The organism is Finegoldia dalianensis (assembly GCF_046255015.1).
Lineage (GTDB): Bacteria > Bacillota > Clostridia > Tissierellales > Peptoniphilaceae > Finegoldia > Finegoldia magna.
In genome coordinates, this window is sequence record NZ_JBDLBQ010000005.1 from 167,069 (window position 1) to 190,569 (window position 23,501).

General features: G+C 29.7%; 13 protein-coding genes. All 13 read right to left on the reverse strand.

The genetic code is table 11. The annotated features are described in order from the left end of the window. Nucleotide 1: 1 nt before the first annotated feature. The 13 genes from ABDJ34_RS06785 to ABDJ34_RS06845 all read right to left on the reverse strand — a co-directional run bounded on the left by ABDJ34_RS06785 (nucleotide 2) and on the right by ABDJ34_RS06845 (nucleotide 23,338). Entirely contained in the window at nucleotides 2–1,123 is a 1,122-nt protein-coding gene (locus ABDJ34_RS06785; RefSeq protein ID WP_002842334.1) for a saccharopine dehydrogenase family protein, read from the reverse strand. Further along, a complete protein-coding gene (locus ABDJ34_RS06790; protein ID WP_412701824.1) occupies nucleotides 1,120–6,555 on the reverse strand; it encodes a condensation domain-containing protein in 5,436 nt (1,811 codons plus the stop codon). Before ABDJ34_RS06790 ends, ABDJ34_RS06785 begins: the two co-directional genes overlap by 4 nt. An 8-nt stretch (nucleotides 6,556–6,563) precedes the next feature. Then, nucleotides 6,564–12,773, reverse strand: coding sequence for an amino acid adenylation domain-containing protein (locus ABDJ34_RS06795; protein WP_412701825.1), 6,210 nt, complete (start codon nucleotides 12,771–12,773; stop codon nucleotides 6,564–6,566). Nucleotides 12,774–12,785: 12 nt separating this feature from the next. Further along, complete coding sequence (locus ABDJ34_RS06800; protein ID WP_004837824.1) at nucleotides 12,786–14,372, reverse strand: (2,3-dihydroxybenzoyl)adenylate synthase; 1,587 nt, start codon at nucleotides 14,370–14,372, stop codon at nucleotides 12,786–12,788. Continuing rightward, complete coding sequence (locus ABDJ34_RS06805; protein WP_412701826.1) at nucleotides 14,369–15,055, reverse strand: 4'-phosphopantetheinyl transferase family protein; 687 nt, start codon at nucleotides 15,053–15,055, stop codon at nucleotides 14,369–14,371. The genes ABDJ34_RS06800 and ABDJ34_RS06805 overlap by 4 nt, the downstream gene beginning before the upstream one ends. 1 nt (nucleotide 15,056) lies before the next feature. Continuing rightward, nucleotides 15,057–15,797 carry a thioesterase II family protein gene (locus ABDJ34_RS06810; protein WP_106460516.1) on the reverse strand — a complete coding sequence of 247 codons (741 nt, stop codon included), beginning with the start codon at nucleotides 15,795–15,797 and terminating at the stop codon, nucleotides 15,057–15,059. A 120-nt stretch (nucleotides 15,798–15,917) separates the two neighbouring features. Next, entirely contained in the window at nucleotides 15,918–16,886 is a 969-nt protein-coding gene (gene aroF, locus ABDJ34_RS06815) for a 3-deoxy-7-phosphoheptulonate synthase (RefSeq protein WP_004837825.1), read from the reverse strand. A gap of 15 nt (nucleotides 16,887–16,901) precedes the next feature. After that, nucleotides 16,902–17,330: a type II 3-dehydroquinate dehydratase gene (aroQ, locus tag ABDJ34_RS06820; RefSeq protein ID WP_004837826.1), complete on the reverse strand. Its 429-nt coding sequence runs from the start codon at nucleotides 17,328–17,330 to the stop codon at nucleotides 16,902–16,904. Beyond that, nucleotides 17,308–18,549, reverse strand: a complete 1,242-nt coding sequence (locus tag ABDJ34_RS06825) for a shikimate kinase (protein WP_412701827.1) — start codon at nucleotides 18,547–18,549, stop codon at nucleotides 17,308–17,310. The genes aroQ and ABDJ34_RS06825 overlap by 23 nt, the downstream gene beginning before the upstream one ends. Before the next feature lie 22 nt (nucleotides 18,550–18,571). Next, nucleotides 18,572–19,651: a chorismate synthase gene (aroC, locus tag ABDJ34_RS06830; RefSeq protein WP_106460517.1), complete on the reverse strand. Its 1,080-nt coding sequence runs from the start codon at nucleotides 19,649–19,651 to the stop codon at nucleotides 18,572–18,574. Continuing rightward, nucleotides 19,638–20,912 carry a 3-phosphoshikimate 1-carboxyvinyltransferase gene (gene aroA, locus ABDJ34_RS06835; protein WP_412701828.1) on the reverse strand — a complete coding sequence of 425 codons (1,275 nt, stop codon included), beginning with the start codon at nucleotides 20,910–20,912 and terminating at the stop codon, nucleotides 19,638–19,640. The genes aroC and aroA overlap by 14 nt, the downstream gene beginning before the upstream one ends. 14 nt (nucleotides 20,913–20,926) lie before the next feature. Beyond that, nucleotides 20,927–21,973 carry a 3-dehydroquinate synthase gene (aroB, locus tag ABDJ34_RS06840; protein WP_004837830.1) on the reverse strand — a complete coding sequence of 349 codons (1,047 nt, stop codon included), beginning with the start codon at nucleotides 21,971–21,973 and terminating at the stop codon, nucleotides 20,927–20,929. A gap of 3 nt (nucleotides 21,974–21,976) precedes the next feature. Continuing rightward, nucleotides 21,977–23,338, reverse strand: a complete 1,362-nt coding sequence (locus ABDJ34_RS06845; protein WP_106460519.1) for a salicylate synthase — start codon at nucleotides 23,336–23,338, stop codon at nucleotides 21,977–21,979. Nucleotides 23,339–23,501: the final 163 nt, after the last annotated feature.

A 23,501-nucleotide genomic window follows, 5' to 3' on the forward strand; every position in this document is an offset into this window, starting at 1 on the left:
CTTATATTTCCCCCCTTTCTTGGCTAACACAAATTTCATCTCTTATTGATTTGCCATTTAATTTAATATCTAAAATAGCTTTTCTGTATAGCAACTCTTCTAAAACATCTTTACTATCCAAAATCTCAAACGCCCACATTGTTTTATTTATGTCATCTCTATCCAACAACTCTTTTACACACATTGCTGTTAAATAACCGTTTATAAGATAAGTATCTCCACATATAACTTCTAAAAACTCCTCATATTCCCCAAACCCATAGTCTAGAATTATAGAACATTGATACTTGTATTGAAGTAAATTATCCTTAGCTTTTCTTTTACTTGATATTTGCTCATTAATGTAATCGGCAACTTGATATACTTTCTCCAAGGAATATTCTTTCTGGATTTCTGAAACACCCTGTCTTAGAATCTTATCATGCTCTGGGTTGAGATACACATTATTCCAATAAACTTCATTATTAGGAAATTTTTCAGAAACATTTAATAACTCTTTAGAAATATATTTTATACATACAGAATTCAAAGGTAAAAAATCAACATTATTTTGTTCTTTTAAATCAACTTCTCTGCTTATTTTTTTCTTTTCTCCTTTATAGATAAAACAATTGGTCTCAATATATCCATCTAATGAACTCATTAAAACATCAATTAATGCATTTAATGTCACTTTCTCATTTCCTCCAGCATACATGTAAATACGTTTTAAGTTTTTTGAATATTTTTCATTGAGCCACTTCAAAACAATTCCAGATAATCCTGGGAAATTTCCAGTACCTATTACAGATTTTGTATTTAAAATTATTTCATCATCCAATAAATTAACGCCAAATAAATCAACATATTTTAAATCAAGTTTTTTTATTGCATAAGCAATTTTAGGGCTTGTAACATATGAAGGTCCTGTCGCATTAACTATCAAGTCGCAATCCTTACAAAAAAGGTACAACTCTTTATCATTCAAAACATCAACGGATACGTGCTCAATATATTTATCTACGAGATCTTTTTTTATATATCTATGTCCACATCTTAACCTATACCCACTTTGCTTCAACTCCTCAAATACTATATTCCCGCAAAAGCCACTAGATCCCAATATACCTATCTTTTTTTTCATTGTTTTTTATCTCCAAAAATATTTTTAAATACTTCACTTGCCATTTTCCCATTTAAACATGTTAAGTGATTCCCTTTTATTTTTTGTAGCTTTATATCCCCTAAAGTTGCATTCTTCCAAAATTTTTCATTATCAATATTATCGAGCGGTAAAAAAGTAAATTTTTCATTATCACAATATAAAACTTTTACATCTCCTACATAATTTTCAGGCTCATATAGCATAGCAGCCTCAAAACTTTGAGAGAATATGTTAAATCTTTGCTTAATATTACTTAAAGTATTTATTTCATTAAGCTTTTCGTTTTCAATGCTATTTAACATCCTATTAAAACGCTCATTTTCATCTAATGTACTAAATTCTACATAACATTCTTTCACATTCTTAAATTTATCAATAGACTCTAAAAATAAATCATCCCTTTGCATTAATTTAAGATTATAATTCTTCGATAAGTATAGTAAGCTCTTTCTCACTTCTTCGTCTGAAACTGAATGACCAGCTTTATTAATATTCGCTCCTATGAGTTGTGCAAATGCCCTTTCTAATAGAAAATTATTTAGTATCATCTTTTTGCATATCATAGTATCTATTGTGGTCACCATATTTACCTTCAAACCTTTTTCTAATAGAACTTTACCAGTTTCAATAGCTATCAACCCACCCGTACAAAATCCTATTAATTCGAATTCTTTTTCTCCCGTCTGCTCTAATAGATTTGCATACTCGTATCCTAATGTTGATATCAAGTTATCTGGAGATATTGATAAAAAACTTTTTTCATCAATATTTCCTACTCCGTATAAATTATACTTATCACAATTTTCATTTATTAATGGTATCAAGCTCGAATATGGTCCCAAGCTTCCTAAACCATCATGAAATAAAACACATGCTGAATTCGTAGTCTTTTTCTCACTCAGTAAAATTATTTTTCCTATACTCTCATTATCTTCTTTTAGTTCTTCTTGCGAGTTAAATATAAAATTACTACACATTTCTCTTAAGGAATCTGATTGAATTAAGCCCAACATTATCTGATCCCAAGGAACTTCTTTAAACTCTGCTAAGTTTTGTTTCATTTTAGAGGCAATCTGTGCAGCTATTAAAGAATCACCTCCTAATTCGAAAAAGTTGTCATTAATGCTCAAACTTTCAACTTTCAATGTTTCTTTCCATATTTGAACTAAATTTTTTTCTAAATTAGTTGCAGGTCCAACTTCCTTCTTATTTATTTCTTTTATTTTTACTCTTTTATTAATTCTTTCCTTTAAATCATCTCTTAGTTTTCTTCTATTAATACAAGCTTCCCTTGTAAGAGGGATTGAATTAATAAAATTAAATGTATTAACTCTAATAGGATAAGGCAAGAGTCTTAATATATTATTTAAAATTCTTTTTTTATCTAAATCAATAATACTTTCTCTAAATTTTACAATATATAAACATTGTCCCAAAATATCTCGTTCTCTGCTATTGTCTGGAAAACACTTCACCAAATCACCATTGCAATAATTTATGATTTTATTCATGTCATTCATTGATAAAAACACTTGATCCGTATCTTCTCTAAATCCTTTTATATGGTCTAAGCCTGCATGAAACTCCATTGAAGTTAATAACGCATAACTTCCGGGTAAACCTTCAAGAATTACTAGATGTCCATTTCTAGTAAGCATTCCCTTAAATTGTTCTAATACTTCAGATTCATCATTTGCATTATGAAATACATTATTGCAAATGATTAAATCAAACTCTGAATTATTCATTCCCTGTTCAAAATAATCTTTATTTATATCGTAAATTCCAAAATCTATATTATTATACTTTATAAAATTTTTTTCTGCTTCATTAATAAATGACTGAGAAATATCAGTAAATAAATACTTTATATTATAATTTTTAATTTGCTTCATTAAATCAATAGTGGTTCCTCCAACTCCTCCCCCTACTTCTAAAATCCTGAAATCCTTGTTAGGAAAGCGTTGATTGAAATCATCTATAATATCATTAATATATTTTATCGTTGCTTTATTCATTATGTTACTTATAGGATTGTTTTTATATGCTGCTAAAGCTACATCAAAAGAACCATTTGGGAAAAATAACTCAACTGGATTTATCTTTCCTTGTAGCAATTTAATTAGATTCACTCGTGATTCATAAAAATAATTCATCATTATATCGCTGTATTTAACGTGCAAATCTATCTCTTTCCATTTTTCCCATGCCTTTCCTATATTATCTACTCTACAACTATTTAATTTGTATCCTCTGTTTGCGTTGTATTTAATAATTCCCTCGGAAATAAGTGCATTAAGCCATCTTTTCAATAATCTTTTGTATATATCAACAACCTTTGTTTCATAATATATTTCTTTAATAGAATACCACTTGTTTTTATTAACAAATACTCCTAATTTTAAAAATGTTTGAAAAATATCCTCTATAGCCGTTTCGTTTGATGCCTGCATCCACCTTAAAAAATTATCCAAGTTAAAGTCACCCACATCTTTTATGTTGAACTCCGAAAATTTAATATTTCTGGTATCTTTGGTTGCTTCAGAAAAATTTGGTTGGACAAACACATCTACGCTACAATCATTTTTATTGGGGACAATTGCAGACTTATGAATATCTTTTAAAGAATTAATTTTACTTTCAATTTCATAAACATTAATATCGTTACCCTCTAATTTTACATCACCAGTACTATCATGGGTTACTATTATACTATCTGATGTATACATTCCTCTAAATTTTGTTTTCGCAAGAACATTTTTTTGATCAGTACTGTTATATATGTCACTACTTGACTCATCGTTCGATTTTTTGTTGACGAATATATCACCTACAACCCATTCTGGGCACATAGACAAATGCTGATCCAAAATAGAAACTTCACCGCTCGATAGATTCTTGTTAAATGAAAGCAAATTATCTTCATGATCCATCTTTACATACTCTTTACATAAAATCATATACTGCTCATTATCTTGAATTGTAAAATCATCAATCATAAATATAATTCTAAAACTTTCTAATAACTCTGGAAATTGATTTATTAAGCTCATAGAGTCAATAGCAGTTATAACAATTAAAGTTTTAGAAATTATTGATTTTATTTTTGATTTACGAATATGATTTTTACATAACACTTCAAGTTGATGCATATTGACCTGTATGAATTCTGAGTCCATTATCATTTTATTATATTTTTGTTGTGAAATATTTTTGCACAGGTTTAATGTTGATTGAGATAATAAGCATATTAATAAATTCGTAATTAAAACACGGCTATTGTTATTTTCACAAACTAGTAATTCATCAGCTTTTCTTACTTTCAATAAATCAATTTGTTTTCTGACAAAAGAAAATATGTTTTTAACCTTGATAGGATAAAATCTCATTTCACCTAATTGATCCATCTCCTTTGAAATGAGTGTAGCCTTTGCTATATCAGTTATTTCAAATTTATCTGGTTTTTCATCATCAAAATCTTCTATCTGTTCCAAAGAAATAATTTTTAAATTTTTATAAATCTCTCCATCTAAGCAAAAATCGTTAATATCATTAATTAGAGCAAATTTAATATCATACTTCTTGTTTAGCGACTCTATTTCTTCTAAATCTTCCGTTTCATCAATAGGTAATGCTCCCCCTCCTATTGATAATATTGCTAAGATAGCTCCGACTTTTAAAAAAGCATCCGGTGAATTAATTAAAACAGTATCTCCAGCTTTGCATTTATTTATAATTAATAAATCTCTAATATTTCTTACTAGCAAACCTAATTTTTTATACGTATATTTTTGATCATAATTATTCAATATTATTTTAGAAGCCATTTCTTCTAGATATAGATTTCCAATAAAAGATTCAAAATTCATATTGTCATTAAACTCCGATGACAATATATGACTCTGGCCAAATGTTCTTAACACTTCTTTATCTTTGCTAGAGTTTTCTTTACGTCTATTTAGTATAATATCAGAGAATCTTGTAAAAGCTGATTCAATCATACCTTTAGGGAATATATTATCTCTTACATCCCATGTAATCAATATTCCACCCTTGTCTCTCATTACCTGACAATCAAGTATTACTTGTGGGGTCTGTGTTATTTTATAAACCAATTCCCCAAAATTACTTATACTGTTACTTTTAATGTTCTCTTGAATGCCTAAAGCACTTGTAAAAACATATGGATATATTATATTCTGTTTTCTTGATTTTGATACTTCTCTAAGAACTTCAATACCTGAAAAACTTCTATTATCAATATCCTTCCAAAGTTGAAGCTGGATATTTTGTGCATTTTCCACAAATTCATTTTCGTTTAAATTGCTTATTTCTAGTAAATTGATATCAGTAAAATCCCCTACAATAGAACTAATATTAGGATGAATATCACCTCTCTCCGAAATTGTGACATTTATACAAAATCTTTTTTCGCTAGACCAACGGCTTAATACTTCTGCATATGCTGTTAATATAAACGCTGTTAGGGTTATTTTGTTTCTGCTACAAATATCTTGTATTTCTAATTCTCTCTTTTCAGTTATACGAAGATTAAATTGTTTTATTGATACATTTCCTTCACTTGATTTGGTTGTTAATGTTGGTCCTTCAGGTAAATCTTCAATTTTTTTCAACCAATAATCTTTCGCTTTATTATAGTTGATTCGATATTCACTTGTTTTTTTGAAGTTTTCATCGAATACTATAATATCTCTAAATGTTATTCCTTTGTTTTCTAACTTAATATCTTCAAAATATGAGTCCTCAAGATCTCTAATTATAACTCCAATGCTTGTAAAGTCTGCAATCAACATATCCAAAGACAAATGAATTATACTGTAATCATCAAATGATGTTATTTCTATGTCATATAGTGGCCATTTCCCTAACTCATAAGTCTTTGAAGATAATCTCTTTCTAACATTTTCCAAATGTTCGTCATTAAAATGGTATTTTGAACACCTTTTAGTATATCTTATATCTGGAATATTATAATCCTTTAAGATTTTTTGTTTTCCATCATTGTAAATTACAGCATGTAACATTTCATTTGCTATTATTACATCAGTCCAGGATTTCTTAAATTTAGCTATATCAATTACAGGATATTTTATTTCACAATAAATTTTACAGTTTGTTTGTCCATATTTATATAACTCCCCTTTACCTACTGTATAAGCTAATTGCATATTTGTTAAATCAAATTCTTCATTTAAATTTTCCTTGTCAATTATTACAGGAGAGCAACTTTTTGCAAGAAAATCTATTAACTCATCTCTTATCTTAGAAAGTTCCTCTTGAATTGCTTTATTCATAACACCTTTTGGGGAATTATAGCATAGTTTTCCATTTTCTAAAAATAACCTTATGCCTTGCTTCTGATATTTTAGAATAGTTTTTTCTATCGACATATGCCCTCCTATATAAAACCTATTTCATTATCATTGTTATTGTTTTTATTCCTGTTATTTATTTCCTTAAAGACAGCATTAGAAAAATCTTGGAGCATAGGATTTTCTAATATTACAACCATAGATAAATTAATATTAAATGTTTCGTTTACTAAGTTTGTTAATTGCACAGCATTAAGCGAGTTGCCACCAGATTTGAAAAAATCATCTACCAACTCTAGTTTCTCTACTTTTAATACATTTTCTACAATCCTGACTATCTCATTTTCAAATGTTTGTATACTCTCTTCTGACTCACTATTGAGGTTTTTATCATTCCTGTTGTTTGAAATTGATTTTTTAATAAGGTCTTTTTTCTCAATATGGTTTATTGTCAAATCCATTTCTGTGTCATCATTTGAAATTCTTATTAATTCATCCACTTTTTTGTTGCTTGATTCTAAAAAATCATTTATTAATTCTACATATGCGTTGAAACATATATCTATCTCCTCATTTATGAATAAATTAGTTACATAATCCCATGTCAATATAAGGTCTTCATCTAATTCTATTACTTGATGATCTAACCATACTTGAGGCGTTTGGCTTATAGAGTAATTTAACTCACCGAGAAAATCTACATTTCTATTTCCTTTCATTCCTAAGCCACTTGTAAATATAATTGGAGCAATCATATCTGTATGTTTCTTCTCTCTTAAATCTCTTAAAAACTCTATTGAACTATATGATGAATGCATCATATCAGAAAGGAGTTGTTCCTGAATTTCCTTTGCATTTTCCAAAATAGTTTTGCTTTTATCAAGTTTTATTTCCAATAAACATAACTGAGTAAAGTCTCCCATAACTTTATGAATTTCAGGATGAATATCTTCCTTTATAAATTGTGTCACATTAACTACAAAATTATTGCTGTTACTATATTTGCATAATATTGTAGAAAATAATGATAAAAGTATAGTTGTTGGTGTTACCTCTACTTCAGTCGCTAATCTTTTAATTTCTATCCAATCGTCTCTCTTTATTCTAGCTTCTTTTCTTTTAAATCTTTGTTCAGAGTTATTTCCATCATTTTTCATAATGGATAATCTTGGCATGATAGGAAATGAGTCCAACCTGTTTATCCAATAATCTTTATCTCGTTCATAATGAAATCTGTCTTCTTGTTTTTTATATAAAACATAGTCTCGAAATGTTGGTTCAATAGTTTCCGAACTAAAATCTCCATCATATTTAAGCTTTATTTCTTTTAAAAACTCAAACATGCTCCAACCATCAAGTATTGCATTATCAATTCCTATAAATATTCGAAATAGAGTTTTAGTAATTTTAGTTACTTTAAAATCAAATGTAGGAAAATTACTCAAATCTATAATTCTATGCGAAAGTGATTCTCTCATTTGCAATAAAATATTTTCTTTAGCATCATCATCCAAAGTGCTTAAATCATTTATATTTAATAAATAGTATGGAACTTCTTTCAGAATTACTTGTTCTCCTGAATTTAATATTATTGTTCTTAAAGCAGGATTATATTCAATGATATCATTTAACGCTTTCTGTAGTTTATTGACATTTATATCCATACTATCGAATTCAAAATAACAATGTGTTGATACATTCCCTAAGTTATACGCCCCCTGTCTACCTATCCAATAAGCCATTTGTACATCAGTAAGTGGAAATGGCTCATATATGTTTTCTTTATCTGGCACTAAAGTTCGTATTTTGCTTCTATTGATAAACATTTTGTTTTTATCTATAAAATCCGACAAAGAAGCTACAGAGGCACTCTGAAAAATGTCTTTTATCGAAATTTCTATCCCCATTTTATTTTTGACTTTCCCGATAATGGATGCTGCTGTTAATGAGTCCCCTCCAACGATAAAATAATTATCATTAACTCCAATATTTTCATTGCATAAACATTCTTTCCAGATATTCAATAATATTTTTTCTGTATCTGATATGTCATTTGTTATTTCTTCTGAAATAACTCTAGAATGCTTGACATCCTTCAGTAAATCTTTTTTAAGCTTCTTTCTATCTGCTTTTCCATTCTTATTAAGTGGGATTTCATCCACATGATAAAAATAAGTTGGAATCATATAATTTGGAACTATTCCCAACAAATAGTCTTTTAGATCTTCAAATGAGATTTTATTACTTTTTAGTTTTTCGATAAAAAAAGTATTGAAATTAGCCTTGGATGACTCATTGACATTGCTTTCATAAAGAATTCTACTAATATCTGTTTTTAAATTAATGTCGTTATTAATACCTATGTTTTCTGGATTCAATATATCAGCTGTAATCAGAGAAAGTAAATTTAATTTATTAATTTCATTTCCTACAAGTAACCCATTTGGTTTCAATTTCTTTATTAGCTTCTTTAATGTCTCTCTTGAATCTCCACTCCTGTGAATTGAATTTAATGCTATTACCACATCAAAATAATCCTCTTCCAATCCATCATTTATTTCTTGATTAATAATAGAATATCTAAATTTACTATTTTCATTAATATCAGATAAGTCTTCTTTTAAAAACACAGAATTGTCTGCATAAACATATTCCTCAACATAATCTTTGTATTTATTAAATAATCTATTTGTCATTTGACTGTTTCTAGTTGAATATTCTATGATTCTTAATTTTCTGTCTGTATTCTTATCTATATAATTATTTAGAGAGTTTACTATACTATCTATAGATTCTTTATAATCTTCTATGGCTTCAGCAAGTCTTACTAAATTAAATTTTTTATCTTCTCTGTAGAAAACTTCTAAAGGATCTCTCCCTGTTTTTAAAATATCTATAAGCTCTGGTGTAATTTCTTTTGTGAATCTTTCAATTTCCTGTACTGATTCCACGTCTATTTTTATTTTAGAAATAGAGCTATCTTCTTTAAATCTTCCATCAACCTTTTTTAAAAGCTTAAAGTTTACTAGTGTATCAATCCATTTGTCCACTATTATTCTATTTGAACTTGACAAGTTTATATCTTTATATATTTCATTTAAAGAGTAACTTTTACTAGTAAAGTCAATCTTTAACCCATTAAATACATTTAAAATGGTTTTCAAAACTAGTTTGTCAATTTCTTTGTTTTGGTATATAGTTTCATCATTTGATGAAGGTATTTTAGGTTTTACCAAAAAAGAAGTATTAAAACCTTGATTTTTTGGCATGTTGTTAACTTCATATGAATTAACATCACTTTTAATAAAGGCTACTAACTTCTTGCTTCCTCCTCTTTCCATTAAATCAACAATTACATTTTCTACCCCAGCATACTTTGCTATAGCTTTCTCAATTTCACCAATTTCAATTCGATGTCCCTTAACTTTAACTTGAGTGTCTTTTCTACCAAGAAATTCTATGGTACCATCGTTCCATATTCTTCCGTTATCCCCTGTTCTGTACCACCTTATATCATCTTCTACAATGAATTTATTATCGGTTAATTCAGTATCTCCTCTGTACCCTTCAGCAACACCTACTCCTCCGATTAATAACTCGCCTTTAACATAATTAGGACAAGTTCTGCCAAAGTCATCTACCACCTTATATACTTGATTCTCTAGAGGCTTTCCATACGGTATCGAAACCCAATTGTTCGGAATTTCTTTAGGTACATTTAGATAGTTTGACCATATAGATGCTTCCGTAGCCCCACCCATGGCTACAACAACAGAGTCATTGCTCATATTATAAAATCTTCCGGGTAGATTTAAAGCAATCCAATCTCCTGATAACATAACAACTCTAAAAGGTAATTTTCTCTTTTTTCCTTCAGCCATTGTAACTAACATGTCAAATAATATTGGAACTGAATCCCAAATAGTAACATTATATCTATCAATTAATTCAAGCCATTCATCTGGATTCCTATAATTGTCTTCACTTGTGGTAATAAATGTACCACCAGCATGTAAAAGTCCAAATATATCAAACACAGAAAGGTCAAAATCTATAGAAGACACCATTAAGACAGTATCATTAGTGTTAATGTTATATTTCTTATTCAGGTCTATACAGGTGTTGATAGCACTAGTGTGCATTATTTCAACGCCTTTTGGCACTCCTGTTGTCCCTGATGTCATAATAATGTACGCACTGTCATATGGACTAACTTGAACAGGACTTTCTAATTTCTTATCGCTATTCATACCTTTATCTAAATCAATAATCTTAACTTCTTCGTTATTCAAAGAACAACTAATTATTGTTTCTTCATCACTTATTATGTGATTTATACCAATTTGATCATATATTTTACTTCTTCTTTCATTAGGCTGTGTAATTCCTATAGGTACATATGCTGCGCCGCTAAATAAAATTCCAAAAATAGCAAAAATTTGTCTGCATCCTCTTGGAAGTGTTATTCCTATATAATCACCCTTTTTTATGCCTTCTGATTGTAAATAAAAAGCAATTTTTAAAGCATTATCATAAAGTTCTCCATAACTTATCTCTTCACCTGTAGAAGAGTCTATAATTGCCACTTTACTTGGATTTAATATAACATTTTTAATAAATCCATCATAAATTCTTTCATCTGGATATTTTAGTGGAATAATAGCTTCAATTTCTTGCCTTCTAATTTCCTTTTGCCTTTGAGATAAAACATCTGTTTTCTTTTCCCAATTTTCTTTTTTAGTTAAGGAAATAAGGAGTTCATAAAAAGCATCAAACATATCATTTAATAATTCTTCTGGGTAAAGTTCTTCCACAGCATCCCAACATAAAATTAACTTTTCATCTGTTACATAAGTCTGAAAATCCAACCAAACACCTGGTGTTTGAGAAATCATATATGAAATTCCCCCAAGCGCTTCTCTTGACTTTTCCGTTTCTAAAGGATAATCAATATTACAAGCAAACACAATAGGAGCCACGTTATTATTGTTACCTATTTCTTTATACATGTCTCTTTGAACTTGGACACCAGAATATGAGCTATGCGAAACATTTTCTAAAAATACTTCACTAACCCTCTCTATAGTTTGTATCAATGTTTCCCCTAGTCTTCTCTCATAATCTACCAATAATAAGTTAGTAAAATCTGCAATCATATTACTTAAATTACTGTTTTCAGTATCCCTATTAAATAAAGGCATATTTATTAAAAACTTTTCTTGATTAGTCCATCGTTCTATTACAAGACCATAGCAGGCCAATAAAACCATTGATGGTGTTACTTTATGCAAAGAGGCTAGTCTTTTTATTTCACTCCAACTTTCTTCATCTACCACTTTCTTTCTTCTAATAAACTTAGTTTCTTTAACCATTTCAGGCCTAATTTTTAGTGGTAAATTAGGTGCTTCCATAGGAAAGTCATTTTCAATTTTTGTCTTCCAAAAGTCCTTATCCTCTTCTAATTGTAATTGATTGTCTTTATTATCTCCAATATAATCTTTGAAGGTATAGTCTATAGAATGTTTTTCACCTTCTCCTACATAATTTCTTGTTAATTCTTTAATCATAATGCTTAGACTCATAACATCCGCAACCAACAAATCAATATCTAAAAAGATTTTTGTCTTTCCCTCAGGTAATAAAGCAATTCCAAGACCTGCTACTTCACCTTTTTCGACCTTTAATTTCCTATGAGATATTTTTTCTCTAATTTCATTTAAAGAATCCTTAATTTCTTTATTATCTAGATTCTCTAAGTTGTATACACTGATTTCGTCTGTGTAAGGAGACTCCATGATTTCCTGAGTGCCATCACTGTTAAATTTTGCTCTCAACATTGGATGATCTTTTTGTAATTTTATCCACGCTTCATTTAATTTTTTAACATTTATATCTTTACCATCAATTTCTAGATAGGCATGACACCCTACGCCTCCCAAAACCTGATCATCTTCTCTACCAACCCAGTAAGCATATTGCACATCTGTTAACGGAAATTTAATACCAACATATTCTTTGTTCTTAACTATTTCTGCTTCTTTTGATATAAATTTATCGTTAATTTTTGCACTCTTAATTAACATTTCCCATTCATTAAAAGTTGGTTTTTCCATTAATTTAGAGAATGATATCCTAATACCTGATTTTCTTAACTTATTAGATATTTTCATTATCATAATAGAACTTAATCCTCTTTCTATAAGATTATCGCCCTTCTCAAAATCATCGTTAATTTCCATGCGAATATGTTCTTTAATGGACTGTATCACTTTGTTTTTTATATCATTTATCTCCATTGCTAATTCCTCCTATAAGGCAGATTTTCTAAGTGTTTCTTTACTTATCTTACCAACGCTTGTCAATGGCCAAGCATCAACCTTTTTAACTAAATCTGGTAATTTGAAATGGGCTACTCCATGCTCTTTTAGAAATGTTCTGATTTCATTTAGAGTAATCTCGTTATCTCCTGAAAGGACAAAAACTCCTATTTTTTCTCCTAAAATTTGATCTGGAATTCCTACAACTTGTACTTCTACAATTTTATCGTGAGTTAATAGAATTTCTTCTAGCTCTGTAGGGGTTATTTTTTCTCCAGCTCTATTGATCATTTCTTTTAGCCTTCCTACAATTTGAAAATTACCATCTTTAAGCTTTCTAGCTTTATCACCTGTTTTGAAGTAACAATCTTCAGTTATACAGTTCTTATTAATTTCATCTAAATTATAATAACCATAAATTGTATATGGGCCTCTAACTATAAGTTCTCCATACTCCTCTACAGGTAATTCTTTCCCTTCTTCATCAACAATCAATACCTCATCATATTCACTTATTGGTTTACCTTGTGTATTGTATATAGTTTCACTATTATCATCTAAACTTGTAGTTGATATTAAACCTTCAGCAATTCCAAAAATTTGCTGAAGCTTACAAGAAAAACCTCTCTCGATTTTCTTGGCTGTAATTTGGTCTAAAACAGAACCACCAATCTGAATCAATTTTAAAGAGGATATATCATATTCATCCATTTCTAAAAACTCTATACACATATTAGCCATGGCAGGAACTAATCCAGTAATTGTAACTCTCTCTTCTTCAATTAACGGTATTATCTCATCAGGGCTTGTAGTAGGGCAAATCACTATTTTCCCTCCATAAAACAATGTTCCCATTATTCCAGGGCATCCTAAAGGAAAGTTATGAGACATCGGTAAAGCAGCTAAATATACACTTTCTTCAGTTAACCCACACCTTCGTCCCGAATACTCTGCTACATATAAGTAATCACAGTGTCTCCTTGGGATTAATTTCGGTATTCCTGTTGTTCCTCCAGATAACAATAGTAAACCTATGTCTTTATAATCAACATTCACATTTTCTTCAATAGGCGTATTTGCTTTGATTTCTGTTAGAGATCTGAACTCTTCATTATCTCCCTGAATAAAAACTTTTATATCTGTTCTATTTTCTTTAATAACTTCTCTAATCATTTCCGTATAAGAAAATCCTAAATACCTATCTTGTGCGATATATGCCTTTGCTTCTGATAATTGAATTATTCCACTAATCTCCGTCTTTCTATGAGCTGGTAAAGACATAATTGGAATTACTCCTATTTTAAAAAGAGCAAAAGCCACAAAAATCAATTCAGCACTGTTTGGTAGTTGTAATACAACTTTATCACCCTTTTTAAAGCCTTCTTTTAAAAATCCCTTTGCATATCTATTAGAGATACTTTCAATCTCTTTATAAGAATACTCGTTTCCATTTTCATTGATGGCTATTTTTTCACTATATTTATTGGAAACTTTAGTTAAAAAATCACCTAGAGATAAATGATTCCAAACCTCTTTGTCATAGAAGTCTTCTAATTTTTCTTTAATTTTTATATTCATTTTTCCTCCGTTGTGCAAATTGCCCCTATATACCCTGAATTATCTCTAATCATTCTAAGTTGTTTATTGTAGCCTTTACTATCTCTTAACTCAGCCCAATTCTTGCTAATATTTATAACTTCTATCTCCTTAGTATCTCTGATTAGACCAATACCATCACATTTTAAGTAAGCTTCCTTAATCGTCCATAATTCATAAAATTTGCAGAAATCCTTATCTATATATTCAATTTCTGAATCTGTAAAACAATTATTTACTATATCTTTGTACTCAAATCTCTTATTTATCCATTCTATATCTACGCCTATTTCTTCTTGAGAGAATCCAACTATTACAAGACCATCTGTATGGGAAATGTTGAACTTTATTCCTTTATTGTTTTTAACAAATGGTTTTTTGTGCTTTCCATTTAATACCTCTATTTTTTCAACATCTTTTCTTAATATAAAGGAAAAAACTTTATTTACTACGCTTCGAGATACAATATAATTTATCCTTGCTACCTCTGATTTAAATCCTTGAGCATGTTTAATTTCTTCCTTTTTTAAAAATTTTTCTGTATAATATTTATCCTTAAATTCAGATGTGTTAATTGTTAATAAAGCTACTTCATTATCAAAAAACCTATCAACAATACAGTCGATTTCATCAAATTTAAACACTTGTAAAATTTTTGTATCCATTCTAATCGTTGATATATTTTCTCAATTCTTTAATTACATCTTCTTCAGAAGTGTTTATAAACATATGTTCTCCTTCGATGTACTCATATGTGAAATTCTTTGTCGTATATTCACTCCACTTAGTCATTTCTTCTAAACTCATTTCCTTATCAATTTTTCCCATCAAGCCTAGTATATCACTATCAACTTTTTTATATTCTTCATCTTGATAGTCCTCATCTATGATAAAATCTGCTCTTAAAGTAGGTAAAAAGATACTAATTAAATCCTTGTTATCTAATATTTCATCAGGAGTTCCACCATATCTTCTCAATCCTTCTATAAATCCATCATCATCTAAATGGTAGATAGGATTTGGCTCTTTATAGCATGGCGCCCTCCCCGCTGAAATAATTAAGCCTTCAGGGTTTGGAAGCCCACTCTCTTTTATTTTCAATGCTAATTCATAAACTATCTTAGTCCCCATGCTGTGTCCAAATAAATAATATGGTGATGTAAAGTCAAAAACTGTTTTCATAGCTTTAAATAGTTCTTCAACTAATTCTCTGATATCCTTAATAGCTTTTTCAGAAAACCTATTTTCTCTACCTGGATATTGAGCAAAATACACACCGCTATTTTTAAAATGTCTTCCCCAATTTTTAAAAGAAGAAGCTCCTCCTCCAGCATAGGGAAATATAAAAATGGTATTCCTACTCTCTTGTATTCCTATTTCATTGCCATGTACAAACCACTTACTCAAATTATTACCTCCTGAAAAATATTAAATATTAGCATTTGTTAGTTTAAGCTAACTTAATAATAGCATATATTGATAGCATTTTTCAATATCTATTGATATTTTTTATAAAAATATATTTTACTATTTACAAAATCTAATTATAGTTTTCAAACTAGATATATCTATTGTTTGTTTTCCATCGCTCCAAGCATTTTCTGGATTTAAGTGAGATTCTATTATGATTCCGTCAGCACCTGCTGAAATTGAAGCTTTAGATAAGGGGCCTATTAGTTCCCTCTTTCCTGTTGCATGACTTGGATCTGCGATTATTGGTAAATGTGTAATATTTTTCAAGAAAGATATGGCAGCTATATCCATTGTGTTTCTTGTATAATTTTCGTAAGTCCTAATTCCTCTCTCACATAAAATAACTTTTCCATTGCCACCAAGCATAATATACTCAGCACTTAATAAAAATTCTTTTATCGTTGCACTTAATCCTCTTTTAAGTAAAATAGGCTTATCTAGCTTCCCTAATTCTTTTAATAGAGAGTAATTGTACATATTCCTAGCACCTACTTGTAAAATATCAACCTTATCTATCATATAGTCCAGTTCTCTGATATCCATTATTTCCGTTACTACAGGTATCTCAAGCTCTTTACCAATCTTATTAAGAATGTCTATTCCCTTTCTACCTAAGCCCTGAAATTCATAAGGAGATGTTCTTGGTTTAAACGCTCCTCCTCTTAATATATCTGCTCCTGCTTTTTTTATACCTATTGCTATATTTCTTACAATTTCTTCTGACTCAACAGAACAAGGTCCTGAAATAACAACAGGTTCTTCTCCTCCAATTTCGATCCCTTTTACATCAATTATGGTTTTCTCTTTATATCTTTTTGTTACTAAATATCCATTCTCAATAGAAATATCTTTTGTATTTAGAAAAGCTTCTTCCTCATTTTCTATCTTTGAACATAAAGTATTATCAAAAACATTGATGATATAATAATCTTTAATATCATAATCTTGAAATAGAATATCTTCTTTTTTTAAGTATTCCACACATGCTTTAAAGTCTTTTTTTCCCTTCAGAATGTATTGCATTTTATCACCCCTTTTCTACTTTTTAATTAGGGATTCAATGGCTTGTAAATAACCTTCAAACCCCTTACCGTAGATTGTCATCTCAGCATGTTCTGAAATAAATGACTTTTTCCTATAATCCTCTCTATCCATTATGTCTGTTAAATGAACTTCTACCGTTCTTATTCCTACAGCTTTTAAGGCATCTAAAATAGCTATGCTGGTATGAGTATAGGCGCCTGGATTAATCACTATCCCATAATATCTACCATAAGATTTTTGAATTATGTCTATTATCTCTCCTTCATGATTAGATTGGAAAGTATCCACTTCAATATTTATCTTATTTGCATATTCTTTGATCTCCCTACACAAATCCTCATATGTTTTTACTCCATAGATTTCCGGCTCTCTAATTCCCAACATATTAAGGTTTGGACCATTAATAACTAAAATTTTTTTCATAAACTTTTACTATCTCCTCTACTGTTTCTAGAAGACTTTTATTATTTTTAACCCTATAATCTGAAAGTTTTTTATAAATAGGATTTCTTTTCTCATAGATATTATTCAATCTATCTATTCCTCCTTGCGAAAGAGGACGTCCCTTGGTGTCAAGTTGATCTAAATCTCTCTCTATATAAATAACTTGTGAATTGTATTTTAGATATCTCCAGTTTTCTCTATCCTCAATGACCCCTCCACCAGTAGAAAACACTTTTGAAAAAGATAATAGCTCTTCCCTTACTACTTCCTTTTCAAGTTCTCGAAAAAAACGTATCCCATTTTTTTCAATTATTTTTTGAATAGTCATTTTATGAAGATTTTCAATACAATTGTCAATATCAACGAATTCCCTGTTGATTCTATGTGCTAACTCTCTTCCTATTACAGTTTTTCCACTACCTGGCATGCCAATCAATACGATATTTAATAATCTTTTTCTTATCTTTCTTTCTACCTCATCTATTAAGCTATCATCTATTTTCTTACCCAAGAATATTTCCGCAGCTTTTTTCCCTTGAGCAACTAGCATTGAAAGACCTGAGTTTGCCTTACACCCTAGTTCATTTGCTTCTATCATCAGCCTCGTGTTTAAAGGATTATAATTTAAATCAATGACATGCTTTAATTTAATCAGTTTTTTTATTTCTACAGGAAAGCTTTCATCAACAAGTGGATAAACTCCTATTGGTGTACAATTTATAAGTATCTCTGTGTCTTTAATAAGTTCTTCAATATTATGGTTTTTTATATCTTCTCTAGAAATTATTTTTATTGATTGACATTCTAAATCTTCTAGGACTACCTTACTCATCCTTGCTGTAGCTCCTGATCCAATGATAGAAAACGGACTTTCTTTCTTTATGGATTTTATCTTCTTAATCATGTGTAAAAAACCATAATAATCTGTATTATATCCATACAAACTGCCATTTTTATTTACTATCGTATTTACACAACCTGTCTTTCTTGCACTTTCATCTAGCTTATCACAATATTCTTTTGCCATTATCTTATATGGATTTGTAATGTTTAAGCCTTTAAATTTCTTTCCACTTAAAATTAATCTTATATCTTCTTCACTACATTCTACTAATTCATATTCACAGTCCCCAAAATACTTGTGTATCATTGGAGAAAAACTATAAATTAGTTTTTTCCCTAGTAATCCATATTCCATACTTGCTCCTCTAACTTGCTATCTATAATAAATAGTCTAATACTACTAAAGACACTATCGCCTCAACTACTACAACACCTCTTATTGCTATACAAGGATCATGCCTTCCTTTTATTTTTATCCTAGTATTGCTCATTGTTTGTATATTCACTGTTTCTTGTTCCTTCCCAATAGATGGAGTTGGTTTAAAGGCTACCTTTAAATTTATAGGCATTCCACTGCTTATTCCACCAATTATTCCACCAGCATGGTTAGTCTTGGTCTTTATTTCTTTTCTTTCATCAATATAGAAGTTATCATTGTTCTCTGAACCTAATTTCAAAGCACCCTCAAATCCAGATCCGAATTCTATTCCTTTAACTCCCGGTATGGCAAAAGACATCTTAGCAATATTATTTTCTAAACCATCAAATACAGGGTTTCCTACCCCAGGTGGCAAGCCAAATACAGAACACTCTACTATACCTCCTGTAGAATCCTTTTCTTTTACTAACTCCTGTAGGACCTTATCAATTTTTTCCATATTTTCCTCATTAATTATGGAATATCTATTATTCTCAGACTTCTCTACAGCCTTCTGTATGTTTTCTATATCATTATGTCTTGTGTCTTGAATTTCTCTAATTCTATCTAGGTGAGCAGATACGAGAATATTCTTGCTTTCAAGGATTTGCTTAGCGATACCTCCAAAAGCAGTTAAAATTGCTGTTAGCCTTGCCGAGAAATGCCCACCACCAATTAAATCTATATGCTCTCCAAATTTTTTCTTAGCTGAAAAATCAATATGTGAAGGTCTTGGAGTATAGGCTAAGGTTTTATAATCCTCCGGTCTAATATTATTATTCTCAATAATAACTGCCAGTGGATCTCCCATAATAATAAAATCCTTTATCCCTGATAAAAATTTTATTTCATCTCTTTCTTTTCTTTGAGTTACATATTTCCCAGAACCTGGTTTTCTTCTTGCCATAAATTTGTCTAGTTTTTCCATATCAACTTTTTGTCCATGGGGTAATCCATCTATTACTCCCCCAATAGCCAAACCGTGAGATTCTCCAAAAAGGCTTATTTTTATGTTTTCTCCTATACTAACTGATGACATCAAAGATCCCTCCTACTTTTTTAAAGTCCTCAAAAAAATTAGGATATGATTTATTTACCGCTCCTGCATTTACTATCGAAACAGGTTCTTTACATCTAATAGATGCCATGGTTACTGACATAACAATTCTATGGTCATTAAAAGAATTCACAATTCCACCATCTAAAATTTCCTTCCCTTGAATAATCAGTCCATCCTCTCTTTTTTTTACGTCTGCCCCTAAACTTTTTAACATCTGAAATGTACTTTCTATTCGATTGCTTTCTTTAAGTTTTAGTCTTTCTCCACCTTTTAAAATACTTTGTCCTTTTGATAATGCAGCCACTACTGATAAAATTGGAAATAAATCAGGTGTTTCGGAAAAATCTACTTCAAAGGAGTTTAAATGGCTTCTATTAGAACTTATAAAATCATCAGAACAGGTGAGAATTGCTCCAGCCTTTTTAAGAATTTGAACTATCTTTTTATCCCCTTGACTAGATTCTAAATTTAAACCAGACATCTTTATTGAGTCTCCTAAACAACCTCCTACAAGAAAGAATGCTGCATTAGACCAATCCCCTTCGATTTGATATTCTTTAGGTGGGAGTATCTTGTCTCTCCCCCCATATATTTCAAATACACCCTCTTCTAACTCATTAACTATTATTCCAAAATCTCTTAATACTTTTATTGTTATATTTACATAAGCCCTAGATTCTAATTTAGTAGTAAGATATATTGAACTTCTTTGATCTAGTAGTGAAGAAAGCAAAAGCAAGCCACTGACATATTGAGAACTAATATCACCACTAATTTTAAAAAAATCAGTGGTCACATTTCCTGAGATGTTAATTGGAAATCCCTTTTCCTTGAAATATAACCCTGATTCTTCTAACGTTTCGATTAATTCTCTAAGCGGTCTTTTTCTAAGACCCTCAGAACAATCTACTGTTGCCTCTTTTGAAAATGTACTTACAAGTGGTAAAAGTAATCTAAGTGTTGTTCCACTCTCTTTACAGTGTAATTCAACTTTAGATTTCTTTATGTTTCCAAGGCTTGTAATTCTAATTGAATCTCCTTCCACCTTAGTTTTAGCTCCTAATTTTTCAATACAAGTAAGTGTAGCTTCTATATCTTCTGATATTGTATTTACCTGTTTTAATATGATTTCTCTGTCTTTTGCTATTCCACTTAATATAATTGCTCGATGTAACAGCGACTTTGATGGTATCGACTTCATCTTTCCCTTAATTTCATTCGGCTTAATTTTTACATTCATTCGACAACCACCTTTCATAAGCAATGTTTTAACACTTCTAATAGGTTAGACTTATCTACAATATCAATTCTGCAATCACCTATTAATTTTGGATATATAATATTTATCTTGTCTCCATTGCTTTTCTTGTCTTTTAAAATTTCGCTGTAAAGTTCCTCTGCACTATAACTACAATGTGTTGGTAGATGATATTTTCTAAGTATTTCTTCTACTCTTTTATAGGTTCTCTCATCTGTTTTTCCCATATTGTAATATCCTCTAGTTATCATTGCCATTCCAATTGCAACACCATAGCCATGTGGTAAGGTATAGTCGCTTAGTTTTTCTAAGGCATGACCTATTGTATGACCAAAATTTAAAAGTTGTCTTTCTTTTGTTTCTTTTAAATCCCTCTCGACAATTTCCTTTTTAATTTCAATGCTTCTTTTTACAATCTTCTTTATTATTTCTTCATTGTTTAAATCGCTTTCTATAATTAATTCGAATAGTTTTCTATCTTTTATAATCGAAGCTTTAATTGTTTCAGACAGTCCATTTAGAAATTCTTTTTGAGGAAGGTTTTTTAAGTAAGTAAAATCTATAAACACAGCTCTAGGATTATAAAAACTTCCGATTAAATTTTTCCCGTCTTCTGTATTGATTGCCGTTTTTGATCCAATGGATGAATCAACCATAGCTAAAAGACTAGTAGGTATTTGAATATAATCTATGCCCCTCATATAAGTAGAGGCCACAAATCCAGCTAAATCACCAACTACCCCACCACCTAATGCAATAATTAAATCATGCCTATCCGCTTTTATTGAGGTCAAATATCTTATTATTTTATAGTATGTTTCTATATTTTTGGACTTTTCTCCTGCTTCTATAACATACTTATAAAGCTTATAATTTTTTAAATTAAAACTGTTGCCTATAAAATGGTCCACATTGCTATCTGTTATTACTATAATGTTCTTGTACTGTTTTTTGCTTGAAATAAATTCATTTAAGTTTTTTAAAGCTACGCAATCTAAATATATTTTGTATTTAGATTGCGTAGTGTTAATAAATATATCCATCTCTTAATCTTCTATATAAACTAACTTGTCTAAAATGCTTCCTGCTTTTTCTTTAGTTTCTTCTAATTCTCTTTCTGCTTTTGATAATTTTACAATTCCAGCACCTACTCGAATCCATGTTTCTTTGTCTGTTTGAAATGCAGTTCTTAAAGCTAATGCCACATCCATTGTTCCATTTTGATCATAAGTTAGTACGCCTCCGCTATATAATCCTCTTTCGTCTTTTTCTAACCTATCTATAGCATCTATACACTCTGCTTTGGGTATTCCAGATGCGGTAACTGCCGGGAAAAGAGCAGTAAATGCATGCCATTCATTGAATTCTTCTTTAAGCGTCCCTTTCAACCTTGATGCTAGATGCTGAACTGAACCCCTCTCCAAAACCTCCATGAATTTAACTACCGATATACTATCCTTTATACAAACTTTTTCTAATTCTTCAAAAGCTAACTTAACAGAAACAGCATGTTCAGCAATCTCTTTAGGATCTTTTAATAATTCACACTTTAATTCCTTATTCTTTATAGGATCATCTGTTAATGCTCTGGTTCCAGCTAGAGGAAATGTGTATACTTTTTTTTCTTCATCCACCTCGACAACTGTTTCTGGACTAAAACCTATAACTTCAACATCACCAATTTTCAGACAATATGAACGTGCAGGGGTATTGTATTTTCTCCCTAATAAAAAACTATCTTTTAGTAAGATTTTTTTCTCTAACTTAATTTTTCTGGACAAAATAACCTTATCATACTTATCATTATTAATTTCTTCTATTCCTTTAGAAACAATCTCTTTGTAGTATTCACTATCTATTGATTTTAGCTTTTCTAAATCAACTTGCGAAGTATTTTTTTTCAACTCTTCTTTAGTAGAATTTATTGTACATTTCTCCACTGCTGAAATTATTTCGTCAATATTATCAACAGATTTTACTTCTATCGAACCTTCTAAAATTCTAATGTCGGTTCTTGGAATAAACATCTTTAACAAAACTTCCTTATCACTCACATTTTTCAAAAATGTATGCTTTGCATAATTAAAATCAGCGATTCCATACATTCTCCAGTCAGTAAAGTTTATATTTTCGAAAACCTTCTTCATGTCTTCACTTAGATCGCTTACCTTATGTTCTACAGTATCACCATTTTCAGTTATTAGGATTTTTTCTGTATACACTTCAATTCCAATATATTCTCCTATAGCAACTGATATTTCATTGAAATTTTCATACACCATATAAGGTTGAATTTCATTAGCTACATCTTCTATTATTTTTATCGCTAATACAAATGAATTCAGATTGTCATTATCTGAAATATCTATAGTGGCCTTATCATAAGTTTCTCTGTTTATTTTAGGCATATTATCCTCCTTTATTAAGTTAGTCTTGACTAACTTAATTTTAACATATATATTTATGAAAATCAATATGTCACTTCAAATAATTTTAAAATTTGTAAAAAAGTATAAATTTCTACATAAAAAAAAACAATTCTAATTAAATCAACTTAGGTTCACCTAATAA

Bases quoted from the DNA above. Each gene is read 5' to 3' on its own strand.
- ABDJ34_RS06785 (WP_002842334.1), bottom strand. From the start codon at position 1,123: ATGAAAAAAAAGATAGGTATATTGGGATCTAGTGGCTTTTGCGGGAAT.
- ABDJ34_RS06790 (WP_412701824.1), bottom strand. From the start codon at position 6,555: ATGTCGATAGAAAAAACTATTCTAAAATATCAGAAGCAAGGCATAAGG.
- ABDJ34_RS06795 (WP_412701825.1), bottom strand. From the start codon at position 12,773: ATGGAGATAAATGATATAAAAAACAAAGTGATACAGTCCATTAAAGAA.
- ABDJ34_RS06800 (WP_004837824.1), bottom strand. From the start codon at position 14,372: ATGAATATAAAAATTAAAGAAAAATTAGAAGACTTCTATGACAAAGAG.
- ABDJ34_RS06805 (WP_412701826.1), bottom strand. From the start codon at position 15,055: ATGGATACAAAAATTTTACAAGTGTTTAAATTTGATGAAATCGACTGT.
- aroF (WP_004837825.1), bottom strand. From the start codon at position 16,886: ATGCAATACATTCTGAAGGGAAAAAAAGACTTTAAAGCATGTGTGGAA.
- aroQ (WP_004837826.1), bottom strand. From the start codon at position 17,330: ATGAAAAAAATTTTAGTTATTAATGGTCCAAACCTTAATATGTTGGGA.
- ABDJ34_RS06825 (WP_412701827.1), bottom strand. From the start codon at position 18,549: ATGGAATATGGATTACTAGGGAAAAAACTAATTTATAGTTTTTCTCCA.
- aroC (WP_106460517.1), bottom strand. From the start codon at position 19,651: ATGTCATCAGTTAGTATAGGAGAAAACATAAAAATAAGCCTTTTTGGA.
- aroA (WP_412701828.1), bottom strand. From the start codon at position 20,912: ATGAATGTAAAAATTAAGCCGAATGAAATTAAGGGAAAGATGAAGTCG.
- aroB (WP_004837830.1), bottom strand. From the start codon at position 21,973: ATGGATATATTTATTAACACTACGCAATCTAAATACAAAATATATTTA.
- ABDJ34_RS06845 (WP_106460519.1), bottom strand. From the start codon at position 23,338: ATGCCTAAAATAAACAGAGAAACTTATGATAAGGCCACTATAGATATT.